Origin of the sequence: Virgibacillus profundi, from assembly GCF_002287375.1 — a bacterium.
GTDB classification, from domain to species: Bacteria; Bacillota; Bacilli; order Bacillales; family Amphibacillaceae; genus Virgibacillus_K; species Virgibacillus_K profundi.
Genome location: NZ_NPOA01000002.1, coordinates 135,734 through 154,539 on the forward strand (window position 1 = coordinate 135,734; position 18,806 = coordinate 154,539).

Annotated in this window: 18 protein-coding genes; 14 read left to right on the forward strand and 4 right to left on the reverse strand. The window is 37.1% G+C overall.

Features of this window, described 5'->3' with window-relative positions:
* Nucleotides 1-67: 67 nt before the first annotated feature.
* Together CIL05_RS03705 and mgrA are read left to right on the forward strand one after the other, a co-directional pair.
* Nucleotides 68-529, forward strand: a complete 462-nt coding sequence (locus tag CIL05_RS03705) for an NUDIX domain-containing protein (protein ID WP_095654166.1) — start codon at nt 68-70, stop codon at nt 527-529.
* 316 nt (nt 530-845) lie between these two features.
* Nucleotides 846-1,838 (forward strand): L-glyceraldehyde 3-phosphate reductase, encoded by a 993-nt coding sequence (mgrA, locus tag CIL05_RS03710; protein WP_095654167.1) that lies wholly within the window; start codon nt 846-848, stop codon nt 1,836-1,838.
* Between the two features lie 949 nt (nt 1,839-2,787).
* Here the strand turns inward: mgrA and CIL05_RS03715 are convergent.
* Together CIL05_RS03715 and CIL05_RS03720 are read right to left on the reverse strand one after the other, a co-directional pair.
* The gene (locus CIL05_RS03715; protein WP_095654168.1) at nt 2,788-3,306 is read right to left on the reverse strand and encodes a YbaK/EbsC family protein; all 519 of its coding nucleotides are present in this window, start codon (nt 3,304-3,306) and stop codon (nt 2,788-2,790) included.
* 287 nt (nt 3,307-3,593) lie between these two features.
* On the reverse strand, nt 3,594-4,364 hold the full coding sequence (locus tag CIL05_RS03720; RefSeq protein WP_165769032.1) for a YqjF family protein: 771 nt from the start codon (nt 4,362-4,364) through the stop codon (nt 3,594-3,596).
* A gap of 167 nt (nt 4,365-4,531) precedes the next feature.
* On the opposite strand from CIL05_RS03720, the gene CIL05_RS03725 reads away from it, so the two are divergent.
* The gene (locus CIL05_RS03725) at nt 4,532-4,747 is read left to right on the forward strand and encodes a hypothetical protein (RefSeq protein WP_095654170.1); all 216 of its coding nucleotides are present in this window, start codon (nt 4,532-4,534) and stop codon (nt 4,745-4,747) included.
* Between the two features lie 53 nt (nt 4,748-4,800).
* Here CIL05_RS03725 and CIL05_RS03730 read toward each other — a convergent pair whose 3' ends face one another.
* Nucleotides 4,801-5,475 (reverse strand): GntR family transcriptional regulator, encoded by a 675-nt coding sequence (locus CIL05_RS03730; protein WP_095654171.1) that lies wholly within the window; start codon nt 5,473-5,475, stop codon nt 4,801-4,803.
* 204 nt (nt 5,476-5,679) lie between these two features.
* Here CIL05_RS03730 and CIL05_RS03735 point away from each other — a divergent pair, with 204 nt between their 5' ends.
* The 10 genes from CIL05_RS03735 to ehuA all read left to right on the forward strand — a co-directional run bounded on the left by CIL05_RS03735 (nt 5,680) and on the right by ehuA (nt 16,865).
* Complete coding sequence (locus CIL05_RS03735; RefSeq protein ID WP_095654172.1) at nt 5,680-6,477, forward strand: ABC transporter substrate-binding protein; 798 nt, start codon at nt 5,680-5,682, stop codon at nt 6,475-6,477.
* A 24-nt stretch (nt 6,478-6,501) separates the two neighbouring features.
* Complete coding sequence (locus CIL05_RS03740; protein ID WP_095654173.1) at nt 6,502-7,653, forward strand: saccharopine dehydrogenase family protein; 1,152 nt, start codon at nt 6,502-6,504, stop codon at nt 7,651-7,653.
* 190 nt (nt 7,654-7,843) lie between these two features.
* Complete coding sequence (locus tag CIL05_RS03745) at nt 7,844-8,497, forward strand: amino acid ABC transporter permease (RefSeq protein ID WP_095654174.1); 654 nt, start codon at nt 7,844-7,846, stop codon at nt 8,495-8,497.
* 18 nt (nt 8,498-8,515) lie between these two features.
* Entirely contained in the window at nt 8,516-9,283 is a 768-nt protein-coding gene (locus tag CIL05_RS03750) for an amino acid ABC transporter ATP-binding protein (RefSeq protein ID WP_095654175.1), read from the forward strand.
* A gap of 368 nt (nt 9,284-9,651) precedes the next feature.
* On the forward strand, nt 9,652-10,824 hold the full coding sequence (nagA, locus tag CIL05_RS03755; protein WP_095654176.1) for an N-acetylglucosamine-6-phosphate deacetylase: 1,173 nt from the start codon (nt 9,652-9,654) through the stop codon (nt 10,822-10,824).
* Between the two features lie 698 nt (nt 10,825-11,522).
* Nucleotides 11,523-12,710, forward strand: a complete 1,188-nt coding sequence (locus CIL05_RS03760; RefSeq protein ID WP_095654177.1) for a M24 family metallopeptidase — start codon at nt 11,523-11,525, stop codon at nt 12,708-12,710.
* A gap of 545 nt (nt 12,711-13,255) precedes the next feature.
* Nucleotides 13,256-14,179 carry an ectoine/hydroxyectoine ABC transporter substrate-binding protein EhuB gene (ehuB, locus tag CIL05_RS03765; protein ID WP_095654178.1) on the forward strand — a complete coding sequence of 308 codons (924 nt, stop codon included), beginning with the start codon at nt 13,256-13,258 and terminating at the stop codon, nt 14,177-14,179.
* Nucleotides 14,180-14,725: 546 nt separating this feature from the next.
* Nucleotides 14,726-15,388, forward strand: coding sequence for an ectoine/hydroxyectoine ABC transporter permease subunit EhuC (gene ehuC, locus CIL05_RS03770; protein ID WP_095654386.1), 663 nt, complete (start codon nt 14,726-14,728; stop codon nt 15,386-15,388).
* Nucleotides 15,385-16,095: an ectoine/hydroxyectoine ABC transporter permease subunit EhuD gene (gene ehuD, locus CIL05_RS03775; protein WP_095654179.1), complete on the forward strand. Its 711-nt coding sequence runs from the start codon at nt 15,385-15,387 to the stop codon at nt 16,093-16,095. The genes ehuC and ehuD overlap by 4 nt, the downstream gene beginning before the upstream one ends.
* Nucleotides 16,095-16,865 (forward strand): ectoine/hydroxyectoine ABC transporter ATP-binding protein EhuA, encoded by a 771-nt coding sequence (gene ehuA, locus CIL05_RS03780; RefSeq protein ID WP_095654180.1) that lies wholly within the window; start codon nt 16,095-16,097, stop codon nt 16,863-16,865. Before ehuD ends, ehuA begins: the two co-directional genes overlap by 1 nt.
* Nucleotides 16,866-16,920: 55 nt before the next feature.
* On the opposite strand, the gene CIL05_RS03785 is transcribed toward ehuA, so the two are convergent.
* The gene (locus CIL05_RS03785; RefSeq protein WP_095654181.1) at nt 16,921-17,901 is read right to left on the reverse strand and encodes a 2-hydroxyacid dehydrogenase; all 981 of its coding nucleotides are present in this window, start codon (nt 17,899-17,901) and stop codon (nt 16,921-16,923) included.
* 218 nt (nt 17,902-18,119) lie between these two features.
* Between CIL05_RS03785 and CIL05_RS03790 the strand changes: the two genes are divergently transcribed.
* Nucleotides 18,120-18,806: a GntR family transcriptional regulator gene (locus CIL05_RS03790; protein WP_095654182.1), complete on the forward strand. Its 687-nt coding sequence runs from the start codon at nt 18,120-18,122 to the stop codon at nt 18,804-18,806.

The window sequence follows — 18,806 nt, forward strand, 5'->3', positions numbered from 1 at the left end:
TAAAAAGAGGCAGGGGTTTAATGGTTTATCAAAGTAATATTATTAACAAAATACTGGAGAGTGTAAAATGGATACGACACCAAAACATATAATTGCAGTTTCTGCTAATGTTACGAACGAGAATGGAGAAACTCTAATAGTCAAGACACACTGGCGGTCAGATACTTGGGAAGCTCCAGGAGGACAGGTGGAAGAAGGAGAACCTCTTGATAAAGCTGTATGTAGAGAAATATTAGAGGAAACTGGAATAGTTATCTCACCTATTGGTATAACAGGATTGTATTACAATGCCACAAAACATCTATTATCCGTGGTGTTTAAGGCGAACTATGTTAGCGGAGACATAAAAGTTCAACCAGAAGAAATTAAAGAGGCTAAATTCATTAAACTTACCGAGGATAATATAGATAATTATATAACTCGCCCGCATATGAAGTCTCGCACAATTGATTGTATGAAAGCTAATAATTTCATCCCTTATGAAACCTGGGAGGTAAATCCTTATAATTTAATAGGTAGATTATTTTAATTCAACTATCGGATGCAAAAGTTAACAAGGCGATCATTTAAACGGTCGTCTTTTTTTCTGGATATATATGTTGAAATAGACGCACAATGGACTGAAAGACCTTGTATATCAAGGCTTGTATCCTTAGCGTGCGAAATGTCAAAATGCTGTTAATACCCCAATATCAGCGCTAATTTGGCAGAGGCTCACGTGGTTTTTCTGAATGAGATAATCAAGGGTATACGAACATTTAAAACTATCTGCTCCTCAAAAAAGGAATTTTGCAAGTTTTTGTAGAAATAAATAAGGTAACAACAAAAATAGGAGGCTTACTTTCATGGGATACATACCAAATGAGAAAAGATATAATTCAATTACTTATAACCGATGTGGGAATTCAGGTATTAAACTACCTGCCATTTCACTTGGTTTATGGAATAACTTTGGCGCGGAAGATGTGTTTGAAAATCAGCGTAAGATGGTTCGAAGGGCTTTTGATTTGGGAATTACGCATTTCGATCTTGCTAATAATTATGGGCCACCTCCAGGGTCGGCAGAGGAAAACCTTGGCAGGATTTTGAAAAAGGATTTTGCTTTCTATCGTGATGAAATGATTATTTCCACCAAAGCAGGATTTGATATGTGGGATGGGCCATATGGTAATTGGGGTTCAAAAAAACATTTGGTGTCAAGTCTTGATCAAAGTCTTAAACGAATGAATTTGGATTATGTGGATATTTTTTATCATCATCGCCCAGATCCGGAAACACCTTTGGAAGAAACGATGGGAGCACTTGATCATCTTGTCCGTCAAGGAAAAGCGCTTTATGTTGGGCTTTCTAATTATAGAGAAAAGGATACGAAAAAGGCAATTGATATTTTGAAGCAACAGGGAACGCCATTTATTATTCACCAGGCAGCCTATTCCATGCTTAATAGATGGATAGAAGAGGATTTAACCGACTTATTGGAAAAAGAGGAGGCGGGATGTATCGCATATGTACCGCTTGCACAAGGGTTATTAACCAATAAATATCTTGACGGGATTCCAAGTGACTCTAGGGTGGCGAAGCAATACATTCAATCATTAAATGAGAAAGATATATCACCTGAAGTTATCGGAAAGGTTCAGAAGCTCAATAAAATAGCTAATGAGCGTGGTCAGTCGCTTGCACAAATGGCGCTTGTATGGGTCTTGCGGAAAAAGTCTGTTGTTTCTGTATTAATTGGAGCAAGTAAAGTGGGGCAAATAGAAGAGAATGTAGAGGCATTAAAAAACACAAATTTTAGCGAAGAAGAATTACAACAGATCGAGAAAATTTTAAAATAAAGCAGTAAAAACAGGATGAAATTTAAACTATTGAAACTATTAAAACGATAAACAATAATGTTAGTATAGGGTTGTGTCAGGAAAGTGCGAATTTACATGGTTAGGCTTTAATAAGTATCGATGAGCGATATGAAATGCTAACTGAAAGTAATAACCTTAATTTTATGTTAATAAAAAGGACAAATCACGTATTAGAATATCAGGAAACAAAGGACAAACTATATTAAAGGATATTTTATTTTATCCACCTCCTATTTTCTTAAAGTACCCTTATAAAAAATGTTATTCATTTTCCAGTTTAAATTCTTATTGCATTAACTGGTGTAGGAGTTAAACAAGGCGACCATTAAATAAATTATTTTTAATTTTTGGTAAATCAATTGGAATATTATTGAAATACCGATTAACATCAAGGTTACTTTGTGAGAAAACAAGCAGTCTATAAAAAATAAAGTTAATAAAAAACTAGTTTTTCCTTCATTGATTATTGATGCTTTGAAACTATAAAACCTCAAAAGTTTGTGAATTAATGAACTTAAACAAATTGGTACTTTAACGAAAGAAGGAGTTGTCGTTTCGGCAATTCCTATCAATTATTGTGAATCATTGATAATACAAAACAAGAATCCATTGATCCAGGGAAAGATGAAAAGGTCGAGGAACTGATTAAAATACTTAATATTAATTAATAAACAAACGAGCGCAAAAATTTTTCAGGGATAAACTTTGAAAACAATTTATTCCTGAATAGGGCGCGATTGTGAAAAAGACGCCTCTTTTCTTATTCAACTACCACCATTTAATAAAAGAAGAAATAATAAAAAGCAGGCTTAGAGAAAAAACCATCTAAGCCTTTTTAATATGAATTACAGTGTGAATTATCGTTTTGCACCTCACAAGTAAACCCGTTATGCTTATAGACGATTGGTTTTTATTAGGTATCGATTACCTAAACCCTTTTATCACTTGCACCTACAATTTCCTTTACCTCTTCTGCTTCCCAGCCTTTACAAACATCCACCCATTTTTTTGCGTATGAATACTCAAACAACTCATCACAGGTCAGTTCAATTGCTGAGTTGGTGCTTCCACATGCCGGGAACAGACTTTCAAAGCGCTTCATGGAAATATCAAGATAGACATCCAGGTCATTTGCCAATCCAAATGGACAGACGCCACCGATAGCATGTCCTGTTTGTTCCAGTACTTCGTCAGGTGAGAGCATACGTGCTTTGAAGTTAAACTGATGACGGAATTTTTTGTTGTCAATTTTAGTGTCACCTGCAGTAACAACCAGGATAGCTTTATCTGATGCTCCTCTGAATGATAAAGTTTTTGCGATACGGGCAGGAACAACTCCAATTGTATCTGCCGCCTGTTGAACCGTAGCACTCGATGAATCAAATTCCATAACATCTTTATCGCGGTTCCACTGCTTGAAATGTGATTTAACTTTTTCCAATGACATTTACATTCATCCTCTGGGTCTAATATTATGTAATATAATACCATTCTTTAATGCGCTAAAGCAAAAGGTGTGATTGATAATGTTGTGGAAGTGTGTGGATGTTCGCGGGGCATGCTTAGTAATCAATGGCTGAACCTTATTATAGAGTAATAGGCTCAGGCTCGTTAAAATGATAGATTAATTCCAGCTATCAGCAGATGATTAGGGTAGGATCCAAATTAAATAGTTAAATTCGAAACCTATAATAAAAATCCCTCTCCGTAGTTAGTTAAAAACAGGAAAGGGGATTAGAGGTTTTCAGGAGGAAGTCTTTTATCATCATCTTTTACTTTCTTTATCATCCAAAACAATGCTCTTTTTGATCTTGCATAATGCAAAATAGGTTTTGTATCGAGAACATTTTCGGGTAAAAATGGGGTCATTGCCTGTGTTTCCAATTTTGCTTTTGCTTCTTGAATTTCCCACCTTCTATGATGAATATCACCCCTAAATAAAGAACCACTTCGATATGTATAAAGAAAATAACGTTCCATTAACCAATGATTAAGACTGTCTTTTTCCGGATAGAAGGGAGCCCCGATTGGCTGATAGCTGCCTTTAAAAGCTACTGATTCGTTCCCTTTTCGAGTAGATGAAAAGTAAAAGCTGCTGTCTTCCTTTTTCATTTCCATTCTCGCATAAAAATATGGCAATGTAGCCATCCTCGCACCTATAACTACATGCAATTTACTGGCATCCAGGCTAAAAAAGTAAATACCTGAAATTCCATTGTGTTTAACGTAAGTTCGTACATTTAATTCCAAAAAAGAACCAAGGTACGGAAGCTGCGGCATTTTTCGAAGTCGCATTGCACTTACCTTAAATGGAATGATGGTAATCCAGGCATCCCCATCATATGTATCCAACTTTAGCCCAGGAGGAAGACGGGCCTCCATTATTTCAGGTGAGACAGGCCAATGCATAAATAATAAATGATCCCATTTCTGCATCATGATCCAAGGTCCTTTAGGAAGCGGGTATTCGCGGTGTTCTATGCTCTTTAATATCTTTTTATACACATTTTCACTCCCACAGAACTTTTGTATTCGTAATTTTATTATGAACAGCATAATTTAGTTTATTCGAAAAAAGTTTTAGGATTAACTAAAACATTTATGAATTATTTATGATAATCGGGACAAAATAGCCTTGTGATACTTTTACCATTAAAAAAGGAGGGTCAGTCATGAATGATAACAATAACAACAATAACCGCAACAACCGTAGGAACAAGAATGATAATAATCAAAATCAGGATGTAAATAATGTTGAGTTCGCCAATGAAAATGAATTTAACGATATAGATTTTGATAACAATGATAATAACAATGAAAATAACAACAACCGCAATAACAACAGAAATAATAACAGAAACGATAATGACAATAACAATCGTAGGTAACTAAAGTAAAGAAAACCTGTATCCGTGGATTTGGATACAGGTTTTCTATTATACTAAAAAATACTGTCTAAATCTTTATATTCTGTTTGAACATCCAAACTCTTAATGGCATTATTAAAATGTTTGGATAAATAATTCTCTACATCTTTGTTCTTTTTTTGTTTTAATAATTGGATGATCTCGAGATGTTCTTTATATCCATAGGCTTGTGGTGCGTTTACTTCAAAAAATACATCAAAGAGAATTAAATAAACGGATGTTCGGCTGATGAGTTTATCAACAAATTCAATTAAAAATCTATTTCCACATTTTTTGGTAATAGCCATGTGGAAGTTTTGGTTTGCCTCAAGGTACTTTATAACATCTTTTTTATGTAAAGCTTCATTCTCCTCTTTTATAAAACCTTCCATCTGTATAAAATCCTCTTTTTGTAAGTTATTGATCGACATTCCAACAGCCATAATTTCTAATTCCTTTCTTAAATGATAAGCTTGTAAAATTTCATCAATACTCGGATTAATTACAAATGCTCCTCGATTTGGAATGATTTCAATTAATCCATCGGAATCCAGCATGTCAATGGCATTTCTTATAGGAGTACGACTTACATTGAGATTCCTGGAAATAGTATGTTCCACTAATTGTTTACCTGGGGGTAGCTTTCTCGTTAATATTGCTTCTTTAATCTTATTGTAGACAAATTGTTTAATTGATTGATTTTCTTTCACTTTAATAAACCTCCCATATGTATAATACTAAATTCAACTTTTTAAATTATTGATAATATATTGACAATTATTAATATTTAAGGGTAAACTACATATAATTGTACTACAATATAGTTCTACATTTATAGACTTATTTATTAAAATTTAAGGGAGGAATGAAACAAGGTAATTGTAAACGCTTGCAAAATAATAGGAGGTTAAAAAGTGAGGAAATTTTTACTGGTTTTCTTAGCATTGATTTCAATAATAGTGATTACAGCCTGTGGTGATAGTGAAGAAGCTAGTGGGAGTGAGGAAGGAAATTTACTAAGTGATATCGAGGAATCCGGGGTGCTGCGAGTAGGGTTTGAAGGTACCTATCCTCCTTTTAACTTTTTAGAGGGTGAGAATTATGATGGATTTGATGTCGATATTGCAAATGAATTAGCTGATAGATTAGGAGTTGAAACAGAATTTTTTGCTACAAAGTGGGATAGCCTGATTGGTGGTCTTGATGCTGATAAATTTGATGTTATCATTGCTCAAATGACTGTAACCGAGGAAAGAAAGAAAAATGTTGATTTTACCGATCCATACGTAGTTACCGGTTCCGTATTAATTACTCGTGAGGATACAGAAGGCATTTCTGTATTAGAAGACATAAAGGGTAAGAAAGTTGGAGTAGGTGGGGGAACAACATTTGAAGAAGTAGCAAATAGTGTTGATGGTGCTGATGTGAAATTATACAAAAGCGTAAACGATTATATTCAGGATTTATTAAATGAACGATTGGATGTCATTATCAATGATCAGTTGTTAATGAGTTACAACATTCAGGAAGAAGAACTTCCGGTTAAAATAGTGAGTGATATTTTAAATAAAGATGAAATTGGTATGGCTGTGAAAAAAGGCAGTGATGAGCTAGTGGAAAGATTAAACCAGGAGTTGGCTGATATGAAGGAAGATGGCACATATGAAGAAATCTATAAAAAGTGGTTTGATTCAGACCCATTGATTAAATAACTACTGGAGGAGGAACAAAAAGTTATGCATGTAGTTGTATTAGGGGCAGGAATGATTGGTACGACAGTTGTAAGAGAAATGGCAGAAGACAGCAATGTAGGAAAAGTAACAGTTGTTGATGGAATGAGACAGAGTATTAATAGATGTCTTAAAGTTGCTGATAATTTAAAAGTTGTAGGTGAAGTTACAAATATACAGAGTGAAAAAGATATATATGAAGTGATCAAAGGGGCAGATGTAGCAATTGCATGTTTACCACATGCCTTAAGTTTACCTGCAACAAAAGCCGCAATCGCAGCAAAATGTAATTTAGTAGATTTAGTTGGGTCACAATTTGAAGAAAAGTTAAAATTGGATAATAAATCCAAAGAGTCAGGAATTGTTATAGTTCCAGGGTGTGGTGTTGCACCAGGGATCACCAACTTCTTAGCAGCACAAGGAATTGAAATGCTTGACGTGGCAGATGAGGCAATAATGGTTTGTGGGGGTATCCCAAGATATCCTGCCCCCCCTCTATCGTATCAGGTGGTGTTTCGTCTGGAGAGCTTAATGGGGCTTTATACACGCCCGGCTGTAGCAGCAGAAAATGGAAGTCTAGTTACGCTTCCACCATTATCCGGACTGGAGAAAATGACATTCCCTGATCCTGTTGGAGAGTGTGAAGCCGTTATTACAGATGCACATAGCACAGCTTATACACTCAAGGGTAAAGTGAAAAAATTATATGAAAAAACATTACGTTATGCAGGGCATTGGGATAAAATGTCCGTTCTTGCAGAGTTGGGCTTTTTTGATGAAGAGAAAATAAATATAGACGGAAAATCATTAAGTCCCAGAAAATTCACTGAAAAAATATTGGAACCAAAGTTACGTGGTAAATCAAATGAAGATATAACAGTAATTCGAGTTACAATAAAAGGAAAAAAAGATGGGAAGAATATTACTTACACCTGGGAAATGGTAGACTTCTATGATCATAAGCGAAGTATCACTTCAATGGCGAAAACGACAGCTGTTCCGGCGATGTTAATGGCGAAATGGATCCTGAATGGAAAGGTAAAAGAAAGAGGGGTTGTACCTATTGAAAAATTGATTGTTGGTGATCGATTTGATTTATTTATAAATGAATTAAGTCAAAAAGGTATTAAAATTAATCATTATGAAAAAGTAGAATAGATTTTTACACTGATAGAAAAGTATAATTTTTTTAGGAAATCAGTATAAGTGCAGGCTTTGTGCCTTCACCATTAAGGCTTGCACTCCAGAGTATAAGGGCTTCTAAGAAAGCAAAATACGCTTTCAAGAATCCCTTTAACGAACGCCTAGTTTTCTAATATAAAGATACAAGTGAGGGGGGAAACAAACGATGGACTTTACAATAATTATTGAAGCCTTGCCACTATTGTTAAAGGCTACATTAGTAACAATCGGACTGGCCCTTGTATCTATAGTAATTGCATTAATACTGGGATTTTTCACAGCCCTGGCCAGGATTTCAAAAATGAAACTTTTAAAAATCATAGGAACAATTTATGTATCAATGTTTCGTGGAACCCCACTATTGGTGCAAATTTTTGTGATTTATTTTGGTTTGCCCCAAATAAATATTTCATTGGATCCAATTCCATCAGGGATATTGGCTTTAAGTTTAAACGCAGGAGCGTACTTATCAGAGTCATTTCGTGCATCTATCCTTGCAGTCGAAAAAGGGCAGATGGAAGCAGCGGTTTCCATGGGCATGACATATGGTGAGGCTATGAGAAGAATTATACTTCCACAAAGTATCAGAATAGCTATACCAACTTTATCAAACACATATATAATTTTAATAAAAGATACCTCATTAGTCTCGGTTATAACCGTAACAGAGTTATTGCAAATGTCTACGTTAATTATTGCTAAAACATTTGAGCCTTTAACTATTTATTTGGTAGCAGCAGTTCTTTATTGGATTGTAATAACATTTTTCACTGTAATATTAGATCGTTTTGAAAAGAGAACATCAAGACATTTAGCTTAAGGGGAGGGGGTAATAGTAGTGGAGGTAATTAAACTTCAAAATATAAAGAAAAGCTTTAATGAAAATATAGTTTTAAAGGATATTAATTTGACAGTAAACAAGAGTGAAGTTGTTGTAATTATGGGGCCAAGTGGCTCCGGTAAATCAACTTTATTACGTTGTGTTACCTTTTTGGAAGAGCCTGATGGTGGAATTATAAAACTTGGAGAACAAGAAGTGACAGCGGGTTCCCAAATGAATAAGCAAAGGAAAAATGATATTCGTAAATTACGGCAAAATACCGGGTTTGTCTTTCAGCAATTCAACTTATTCCCACATAAGACGGCACTTGAAAATGTTATGGAAGGGCCAATGATAATTAAAAAGATAGCCCGTGAAAAGGCAAAACAAAAAGCAATAACGCTACTTAAAAAAGTAGGTCTAGCTGATAGAATGGATCATTATCCCGCTCAATTGTCAGGTGGTCAACAACAAAGGGTTGCAATAGCTCGAGCACTATCCATGGAACCAATGGTGATGCTATATGATGAACCAACATCTGCGCTTGACCCTGAACTTGTTCGGGAAGTGCTTCAGGTTATGAAAGAACTAGCCAAAGAAGGCATGACCATGATTGTAGTAACACATGAAATGGCATTTGCAAAAGATGCTGCTGATAGAGTTATATTTATGGATGATGGATTAATTATCGAAGAGGGAAGTTCCTATGAAATATTTAATAATCCAAAAGAAGATAGAACAAAGCGTTTTCTTCAGGATGTAAGTGAAGAGATTGTATTGGAGTAGCATTATTTTGATATAGTAAATGAAATATTTTCATTTATATACCCATCTATTCTGTGCGAAAATTTCGCATAGGAATAGATGGGTATTTTGTTTTCTTAAATTTATTAAAATGATATAGTTCAATTATTGAAAGCAGTTTACACTAAGATCTTATCATGATAGGTAAGGAGATTTAAGATATCAGGTTAATTCACTTGACAAGTAGGAAAGTATAAAACTTACCTACTTGCATAAGTGCAACTAAGGTATCGCCGAAAAGGCTTGGCGATAGCCAGTTTTCTAAAACCCTTAAAATATTTCTTAATGGGTGTATAATGGAAAGAGAGATTTACTATGAGGAAAAGCTGAATTAGAAAGGTTGGGTTTACATGGGAGAAATAACACCAATTATCATTAAAAACGCAAAAATTTATACTGAAGATACTGTTATTGAAAATGGGTACATATTGCTTGAAAACGGAAAAATAAAGTCTGTTTCTAATGGGGAACCGGTGAATTTACCGGATAATGTGCAGGTGATTGATGGAACAAATTCTAACGTCATCCCTGGTTTTATCGATGGACATATCCATGGAGCAGGTGGTGCGGATGTAATGGATGCGACAGAAGAAACGTTGGATACGATGGCCAGATTCCTGCCAAGTGAAGGGACAACGAGTTTTCTGGCAACAACGATTACCCAGTCACCTGAAAATATTGAAAATGCATTAGTGAATGCAGCGAATTATAAAAACAAGCCAGGTCAGGCTAAAATGATTGGCATTCATCTGGAGGGCCCATTTATTGAAAAAAGTAAAGCTGGCGCTCAACCACTTGAATATATTATGGAACCAAATTTAGAGCAATTTAATAAATGGCAGCTTTTGTCAGGTGGGAAAATAAAAACGATCACCATGGCGCCGGAGCATGATGCAGATGGTTCATTTATTCATGCTTTAAATGAAGCAGGTGTGAACGTGTCTGCAGGACATACGGGTACGAATTTTGCCGGAATGAAGGTAGCGGTTTCTTATGGTGTTCGCCAATTAACGCATCTTTGCAATGCAATGGCAGGGATTCATCATCGGGATGTTGGTGTTGTGGGAGCTGGTTTTCAATTGAAGGAATTGCGGGGAGAACTGATTGCTGATGGAATTCATGTTGCTCCGGAAATGCTCCAAATAATTTATAATGCTATGGGGAGCGAACGAATTATTTTAATAACGGATGCGATGCGTGCTAAAGGATTGTCAGCCGGGGATTATGAACTTGGTGGGCAGCCTGTAAAGGTTTCCGAGACCCGAGCATTACTGGAAAATGGTTCATTGGCTGGGAGTATCCTGAAAATGCATGATGGTGCAAAACAGATGCTCGAATTAGATGGGGTGTCATTGGAAAATATTATCGAAATGGCTTCAATCAATCCAGCAAAACAACTGGGTGTTTTCGCTGAAAAAGGAAGTATTGCACAAGGAAAAGATGCAGATATTTTGGTTGTGGATGATGAGCTGCAAATTAATTACACAGTTTGTGGTGGTGTGATTGGGTTTGTTGGCGAGTAAGGGATAAGGGAAGAGCATTATTGAAGTGGACCTTTCCTTTCCTGATGCCCTATTCACTATAATCTGATAGAAGCTGTTGGTTTTGCAAAGCATGATTTAATGCTTAAGGAGACCAGCAGCTTTTTATTTTATATAAATAATAATTACATTCCTGAACAAATAGAATTATTGTAGCCGCCTAATCCCAACCAAGTTTCCCCAATAAAGTGTCCGCACATGGCAAGAAGATAGAAAAAACAGATCTATTAACAGAAAATACCGCAAATGCAAGAGTGATTTAAAGTAGATGCTGGCATGTACCGAAGAATTTTATTTGATCTTATTTCATTAAATATGCTTGGAAAGTTGCATGAGAAAATATATAATTTCAAATAATTAAAATAATGATTGACAATTGAAAAAGCTTTGAATTATAATGTAATTAAGATAATGTCGACAATCGACAGAAATTATTGATATTCAGTCTGTAGCAGTTTATGCATATAATAAATAAACAGCGCTTAGGATAATGGGAATAGTACCAATTAACCACCAACAAAAAGTATTAATCGCTTCACAGTAGTCCACACACTCATAAAGTCTCACCACAAATTCATGCATATTTGTAAAGTTATATAACGTTGATATAAGATTTATTATTACAAAGCAAAAAGTAAGCGCTGTCATATAAAATTCTTAATGTGAGAGGAGAGATATTAGTGTTAACATTTCCTATTTCAGAATTTCATGAGAGACTAACAAAAACAAAGCAGAGGATGGCTGATGCTGGTATCGATGTTTTGCTGGTTACAGATCCAGCAAACATGAATTATTTAACCGGATATGATGCGTGGTCTTTTTATGTGCATCAAGTGCTTGCCGTTATGATTGATGAGGACCAGCCGATTTGGATTGGCCGTGGTCAGGATGCGAGTGCAGCTATGCATACAACGTGGCTCGATGCGGATCATATTATTCCATATGCAGATCATTATGTTCAATCAACGGTTAGACATCCAATGGATTTTGTAGGTGATTTGTTAAAAGAGAAAAAACGAGATAAACAAACAATAGCTGTAGAGCTTGATGCCTATTATTTTACAGCAATGTGCTATATGAGATTGGTTCGTCGCCTGCCAGATGCTACGTTTGTGGATGGTACCAATATGGTTAACTGGGTACGTATCATTAAATCGGATCAGGAAATTTCCTATATAAAACAAGCTTCGAAAATTGCTGAAAATGCGATGCAGGTGGCTTTTGACACATTGGAAGAGGGGGTCAGACAATGTGATGTTGTTGCAGGAATTGCTCATGCACAGATAAGTGGTACAGAAGAATTTGGCGGGGATTACCCGGCAATTGTTCCATTACTTCCAACAGGTGATAAGACATCTGCAGCCCATTTAACCTGGAGTGATGACAGATTTAATCAAGGTGATCCTGTCATTATCGAGTTGGCCGGCTGTTTCAAGCGGTACCATTCACCACTTGCCCGAACTGCGGTGATCGGTATGCCGTCAGAACAGATGCAATATGTTTCCGATGTTGTGATTGAAGGAATCAATACAACTCTAGATGCTGTTAAGCCAGGTGTTACCTGTGAAGAACTTGAGATGGTCTGGCGTCGTGTCATTGAAAAAAATGGTATTAAAAAAGAGTCGCGAATGGGGTACTCCATGGGTCTCAACTATCCGCCAGACTGGGGGGAGCATACTGCGAGTCTCAGACCGGGAGATCGCACAGTACTGGAGCCTAATATGACGTTTCATTTAATCCCAGGTATTTGGATGGAAAATATGGGTGTGGAAATTAGCGAGTCCTTTCGGGTAACAGAAACCGGTAGTGAAATATTTGCAGACTTTCCGCGGGAGCTTATGGTCAAACCTAACATTCGGCTGGCATAAGCTTTGGCATTTTTTAAGAGGTTCTTGAAAGTGCTTTTGTATTCTTAGAAACTCTTATACTCTGAAGTGCAAGCCTCCTGAGTGTTCGCTTAGTTCAGGAGAAAAACACTTTTCGTCTGTGTTGCTGCTGCTCCAAAGTGTTACTTACGCACTTTTATGCAAATCTTTACGGTGGGGCGAGTAATCGGAGCCAAGAAAGAAATATGGATATATTTTGCTGCCTAGATTAGAAGAAGGGTTATTATTTCCCTTCTTCTATACATATATTTCGAGTACAGGCGATTTCTTAGCACTGATAGAAAAGTATAACTTTTTTAGGAAATTAGTATAAGTGCATAAGTAAACTTCAAAGCACTTGCATCGCAGACGAAAAGTATTTTTCGTTGAACTAAGGCTTTCGCCATTAAGGCTTGGCGATAAGCCAAGTTTTCTAAAACTTGTATCGAAGGGGATAAAAAGTTTTTCAAAATAGAAACAAGCTATTGCAACTAAACCTGTTTGGCATTTGGAAATCTTTTAAAAAAATAGAAGGGGGTTAAAGGTATATGAAAAAATTATTGCTGTTTTTATTGTTTTGCTCTGTATTCATAGTCCTTGCAGCATGTGGTAGTTCAGATGATGATACCGCAAGCGGTGAAGGGGAGGATAGTAGTGAAAGTGGAGAAAGTGGGGAGACTTCTGATAGTGTATTAGCAGAATTACAGGAAGCGGGTACGGTAACGGTAGGTTTTGCCAATGAAAAACCGTACGCATATCAGGAAGACGGTGAGCTAAAAGGAGCCGCGGTTGATATCGCAAAAGCAGTTTTTGCCGAACTGGGAATTGATGGCATGGAATCTCAGCTTGCTGATTTCGGTCAACTTATACCTGGACTAAAAGCAGGGAAATTTGATGTTATAACTGCAGGTATGGCAATTAACCCGGACCGCTGTGAAAACGCAGCATTTGGTGAGCCTGAAATGAAATACGGGGAAGGGCTTATCGTACAAAAAGGAAATCCACTTGGACTGGAAAGCTATACAGATATTGCTGACAATCCAGATGTTACGGTTTCCGTTATGGCTGGAGCAACAGAAAATGAATTCCTTAAAACAGAAGGTGTAAATCCTGACCAAATTCAAAGTGCACCGGACATTCCGGCAACATTCTCAGCAGTAGAATCAGGCAGAGCTGATGCAACAACTGGAACAGAAATGACAATTAAAATGGCACTTGAATCTGCAGATACAGACCAGTTAGAATTTGTTGAAAGCTTTGAACAACCCGACGTAGAAGGTGTGCCAAGCTATGGTGCAGCAGCTTTCCATTTGGATAATGATGAACTGCGTGAAGCTTACAATGAAAAATTAGCTGAACTAAAAGAAGATGGAACAGTAGCTGAGTTATTGGAGAAAAATGGATTTAGTGAAGAAATGAACATGGTGGAAGCTGAAGTTACAACAGAGAAAGTTTGTAACGGCGAATTTTAATATATAGTAATTTTGTATAGTTATAGAGTTTGATTACTCCAAAGGGTCTTACTCCCATGCCCAGGGAGTAGGATCTTTTTTAATTGGCTCTTTTCTTAAGTTTCATTGGTTTTTAATCTTCGTAGTTGATAGAAAGTACGACATAACCACTGTTTACTATAAGTATTTGCAATAATCGCCGTTCGGGATCGCTCCGGGCGGATGCTTTCCGCGGGCACGGCCTTAGCCTCCTCGAGAAAACCACTCTGCGGGGTCTTCGGACACGTGCTGTTCCCGCAGGAGTCACCGCCCTTCACTCACCCGAACTAGTGAGGTGGGGTGATGTTTTGAATATTGATTACTAATGCAATTTATCGACAGTAACAGGAATTCCAGCGAAGTGTGTTTCCGTAGCGGTAGATTTAGCACATATTATCATTAAAAGTTACTTCGCATTCTATATCTTTTGTGTAGAACAATATTCTTTTCGGTGGGGCGAGCAGTGCGCAGGCCCAAACTTTTAGAAGGTAGCCTTTAAAATTATATTGATTACAAGGAGTGATTACAATTAGTGCAATCAGTGATATATTTCCTGTGCTTATGCAGGGTATAAAAATTACGGTAACTGTACTTATTGCTTCAATTATTTGTGGTTATTTGATGGCATTCATCGCAGGGTTTTGCCGTCTGTCGAATAATGTTATCCTTCGCAAATTTACCGGCTTATATGTAGAAGTATTCCGCGGGACTTCATTAATTGTGCAGTTATTCTGGTTATATTATGCATTGCCAATTCTTTTTGGTTTTGATTTGGGCAGTGACTTCTGGGCTGGTGTTCTAGCAATCTCCTTAAACTATGGTGCTTACATGTCCGAGATTGTGCGTGGCTCGATTCTTTCTGTAGCCAAAGGGCAAACTGAAGCTGCAACTGCACTTAACATGTCCAGTTTTCAGCGAATGAGACTCGTTATTTTTCCTCAGGCTGTACGGATGATGCTCCCAGAGTTTGGAAATTATCTCATACAAATGCTTAAGGCAACTTCATTAGTATCGTTAATTGGTATGACAGATATTTTATATTATGGGGATATCCTAAGAAGCTCGAATCTATCTCAGGCTCCGACTGTATACCTATTAGTTCTCGTATTCTACTTTATTCTTGCACTTCCACTAATCTGGCTAACTCGTAGAATGGAAAGTTATTCGAAGAAAGGGGTGGCTAGCCAATGAATGGAAATTGGAGTTGGGATACGTTCTTTGAGGCTCTCCCTATCGTGCTCGAAGGTATTGGTATTACCATAGGCTTAACGATTGCCTGTTACTTATTTGCACTAATCTTTGGTTTTGTCTGGACCATACTGAGGCGCATACCAAATAAACCGATCAATTGGATCGTTACATGGGTGATGGAATTTATTCGTTCGACACCACCACTTGTTCAGCTGTTTTTCATTTTTTATGCATGGCCAATGGTACCGGTAATTGGTATGGCATTGGACCCCTTTACAAGTGCAGTACTCGGACTTGGGATACATTTCAGCACATATATTGGGGAAGTATATCGTTCCGGTATCGAAGCTGTTGAAAAAGGTCAATGGGAGGCTTCCACTGCTCTGAATTTTTCCACGAGGCAAAAATGGATAAAGATTATTTTGCCACAGGCTATACCACCAACGATCCCGATGCTTGGTAACTACCTGATTATTATGTTTAAAGAGGTACCATTAGCATCAACAATCGGTGTTGTGGGAATTCTGCATATGGCTAATAGCTATGGTGCACAGTACTGGGCGTACCTTGAACCGTTAACCATTGTGGCGATTTTATTCCTAATATTAAGCTATCCTTCAGCAATTTTAATCAGTAAATTGGAAAAGAAAATGAACCGGCGCTTTGATAAAAAGGCGATTGTAAATAGCAAAGGAGCTGTTACGTAATGGCCAATCCAATTGTAAAATATGAAAATGTCCACAAATCCTTTGGTGAAGTGAAAGTATTAAAGGGCATTGATCTGGATCTTATGCCTGCAGAGAAGGTTGCAGTAATTGGGCCGAGTGGGTCTGGTAAAACAACGATTATTCGAATGCTGATGACATTGGAGCAGCCTACATTAGGGTCTATCGTAGTTGATGGGAAAAATCTGTGGCAAATGGAGAAAAATGACCAGCTGATGGATGCGAATGAAAAGCATCTAAGGCAGGTACGTGGTGACATCGGTATGGTTTTCCAGCATTTTAATCTATTTCCCCATTTGACAATTCTGGAAAATTGCATGACGGCACCAATCCATGTACAGAAAGAAAGCAAAGCATCAGCAAAAAACAGGTCGATTGAAATGCTGGAAAAAGTTGGGCTTGGTGATAAACTGGAAAATTACCCAAGCCAGCTTTCCGGTGGCCAAAAACAGCGTGTCGCAATGGCCCGCGCCTTGGTAATGAGACCAAAAATCATGTTATTTGATGAAGTGACATCTGCCCTTGACCCAGAGCTTGTTGAAGAGGTATTGACAGTTATTCGCGGGATTGCGAATGAGGGAAAGATGGCAATGGTTTTAGTAACACATGAAATGGAATTTGCCCAAGATATTGCGGATCGAGTTTTATTTTTAGATGGAGGGGTTATTGCAGAACAGGGCTCTCCGGATGAGGTATTTGGGAATTCCGAAAATGAACGTCTGCAAAGCTTTTTACATCGATTTAGGAGATAGTTGGCTTCGTGAAAAAATAAAAAATCAGGTGAGGAATAGTATCCCCGCCTGATTTTTATGTTTTCCAAACACTTTCATCTATCAGATTCGGTGGTTTTCTTCCGTTTAAACCAGCTTCCAGATTATGTGCTGCGAGTTCGGACATTTTTAATTCAGTTTCGTATGTGGATGATCCTATATGTGGTGTTGTCACAACGTTTTTCATTTGTAATAACGGATTAATGGCATTCACTGGTTCTTTTTCAAAAACATCCAGACCTGCTGCAGCAATTTCGCTCGTTTTAAGTGCATCAATTAAATCCTGTTCCACAATAGTTTTCCCCCGTGATCCATTAATGAAGATCCCCGATTTTTTCATTAATTGAAACTCTCTTTTTCCAATCATCCCCTCTGTTTCCGGTGTTAGTGGTGTAATCAGGCAAATAAAATCCGATTCACTAAGCAATTCATCAAGCGTACAATACGTTGCGCTGAATTTTTCCTCTACATCCGGTTTCCTTGTTCGACTATGATATAAAATGTCCATATCAAAACCAAAATGGGCACGCTGGGCTATTGCTTGACCTATTCTGCCCATCCCGATGATTCCTAACTTTTTATGATGAACATCAGTGCCGAAATATTCCGGTTCGATTGCTTCGGTTTTCCATTCACCATTTTTAACCAATTGATCCAATTCAGGAATTCTTCTTGCCGTGGAAATAAGGAGCCCGAATACAGTATCTGCGACTGTATCTGTAAGCACGTCAGGTGTATTTGTTGCCATAATACCACGTTCTGTCAATTGTTCCATGTCAAGATTATTGTGACCAACCGAAACATTGCTGACAATTTCCAGATGAGGCGCATGCTCCAATAACTCTTTATCAACTTCTAATTCTAAGCCAATAATACCTTGTGCTTCACTTAAATGTTCCAGAAAGAGTGGATCTGTTTTTGTGTCAATATTTTTATAAAAATAAACATCATATTTTTTTTGCAGGTCTTCCAACACCGGCGTCTCTACACGATTATAGGCAATAATTTTTTTCTTCATCATATATACCCCCGTTTCTTAACAACTATCTTTAAAATAGCTACAAATTTATAAGATGTCAACCTGAAATGGGATAATTTGAAATTGTTTAAATACTCATTGACAACTAAAATAATCTGAATTATAATGAATTTAATGATGAATGTCGACAATCGACATAAAGTAATTATGCATCTGTTATCAAGTGGCAAGCATAATTTAGAAAGGATGTTCTGCAAATGGATGAAGATACGATTATCCTGCAAAAACCTCTAAGTCAGCTTATTGCGGATCAGATAAAAGCGAGAATTTGGAATAAGGAAATTCAATTTGGTGAACGGTTGCTGGAAACGGAACTTGCGGAAAAGTATGATGTTAGTCGCAGCACGATTCGAGAGGCCTTTAAAATTATGGAAATTGAGGAACTGGTTGTAAGTCAGGCACGAAAAGGCACATATGTAGCTGATTTTACGGATCAGGATGTTGCTGAAATTATTGAACTGAGAACATTGATAGAGGCCAGCGCTTTTATGAAAGCGATACCAAGGTTAAAGAAAAAGGATTTTCAGGAATTGGATAAGATTATGGAGCATATGAAGGTGGGGGCAGATAAAAAGGATTGGAATGAATTGTTTGATCTGGATATGAAATTTCATAGCTATGTTGTTAATTTGTGTGGCAATTCAAGAATTATAAAAATTTACGATTCCTTGCAAGTACAAATCAGAACATTTCTGATGCACCTGGATAAATATTATTCCAGTCACCAGTCGTTTTATGATGAACATAAGGAATTGCTGGAAGCACTGGTTTCAACAGATACGGAGACCGTCAAAGAAAGAGTCAAAAATCACATTGAGTACGTCGAGGAAAAATTATTGGGAGTGAATCAAGAAAACAATAAACTGGAACCTGAGGAGGTTTAA

Bases quoted from the DNA above. Each gene is read 5' to 3' on its own strand.
- CIL05_RS03705 (WP_095654166.1), top strand. From the start codon at position 68: ATGGATACGACACCAAAACATATAATTGCAGTTTCTGCTAATGTTACG.
- mgrA (WP_095654167.1), top strand. From the start codon at position 846: ATGGGATACATACCAAATGAGAAAAGATATAATTCAATTACTTATAAC.
- CIL05_RS03715 (WP_095654168.1), bottom strand. From the start codon at position 3,306: ATGTCATTGGAAAAAGTTAAATCACATTTCAAGCAGTGGAACCGCGAT.
- CIL05_RS03725 (WP_095654170.1), top strand. From the start codon at position 4,532: ATGAATGATAACAATAACAACAATAACCGCAACAACCGTAGGAACAAG.
- CIL05_RS03740 (WP_095654173.1), top strand. From the start codon at position 6,502: ATGCATGTAGTTGTATTAGGGGCAGGAATGATTGGTACGACAGTTGTA.
- CIL05_RS03745 (WP_095654174.1), top strand. From the start codon at position 7,844: ATGGACTTTACAATAATTATTGAAGCCTTGCCACTATTGTTAAAGGCT.
- nagA (WP_095654176.1), top strand. From the start codon at position 9,652: ATGGGAGAAATAACACCAATTATCATTAAAAACGCAAAAATTTATACT.
- ehuB (WP_095654178.1), top strand. From the start codon at position 13,256: ATGAAAAAATTATTGCTGTTTTTATTGTTTTGCTCTGTATTCATAGTC.
- ehuD (WP_095654179.1), top strand. From the start codon at position 15,385: ATGAATGGAAATTGGAGTTGGGATACGTTCTTTGAGGCTCTCCCTATC.
- ehuA (WP_095654180.1), top strand. From the start codon at position 16,095: ATGGCCAATCCAATTGTAAAATATGAAAATGTCCACAAATCCTTTGGT.
- CIL05_RS03785 (WP_095654181.1), bottom strand. From the start codon at position 17,901: ATGAAGAAAAAAATTATTGCCTATAATCGTGTAGAGACGCCGGTGTTG.
- CIL05_RS03790 (WP_095654182.1), top strand. From the start codon at position 18,120: ATGGATGAAGATACGATTATCCTGCAAAAACCTCTAAGTCAGCTTATT.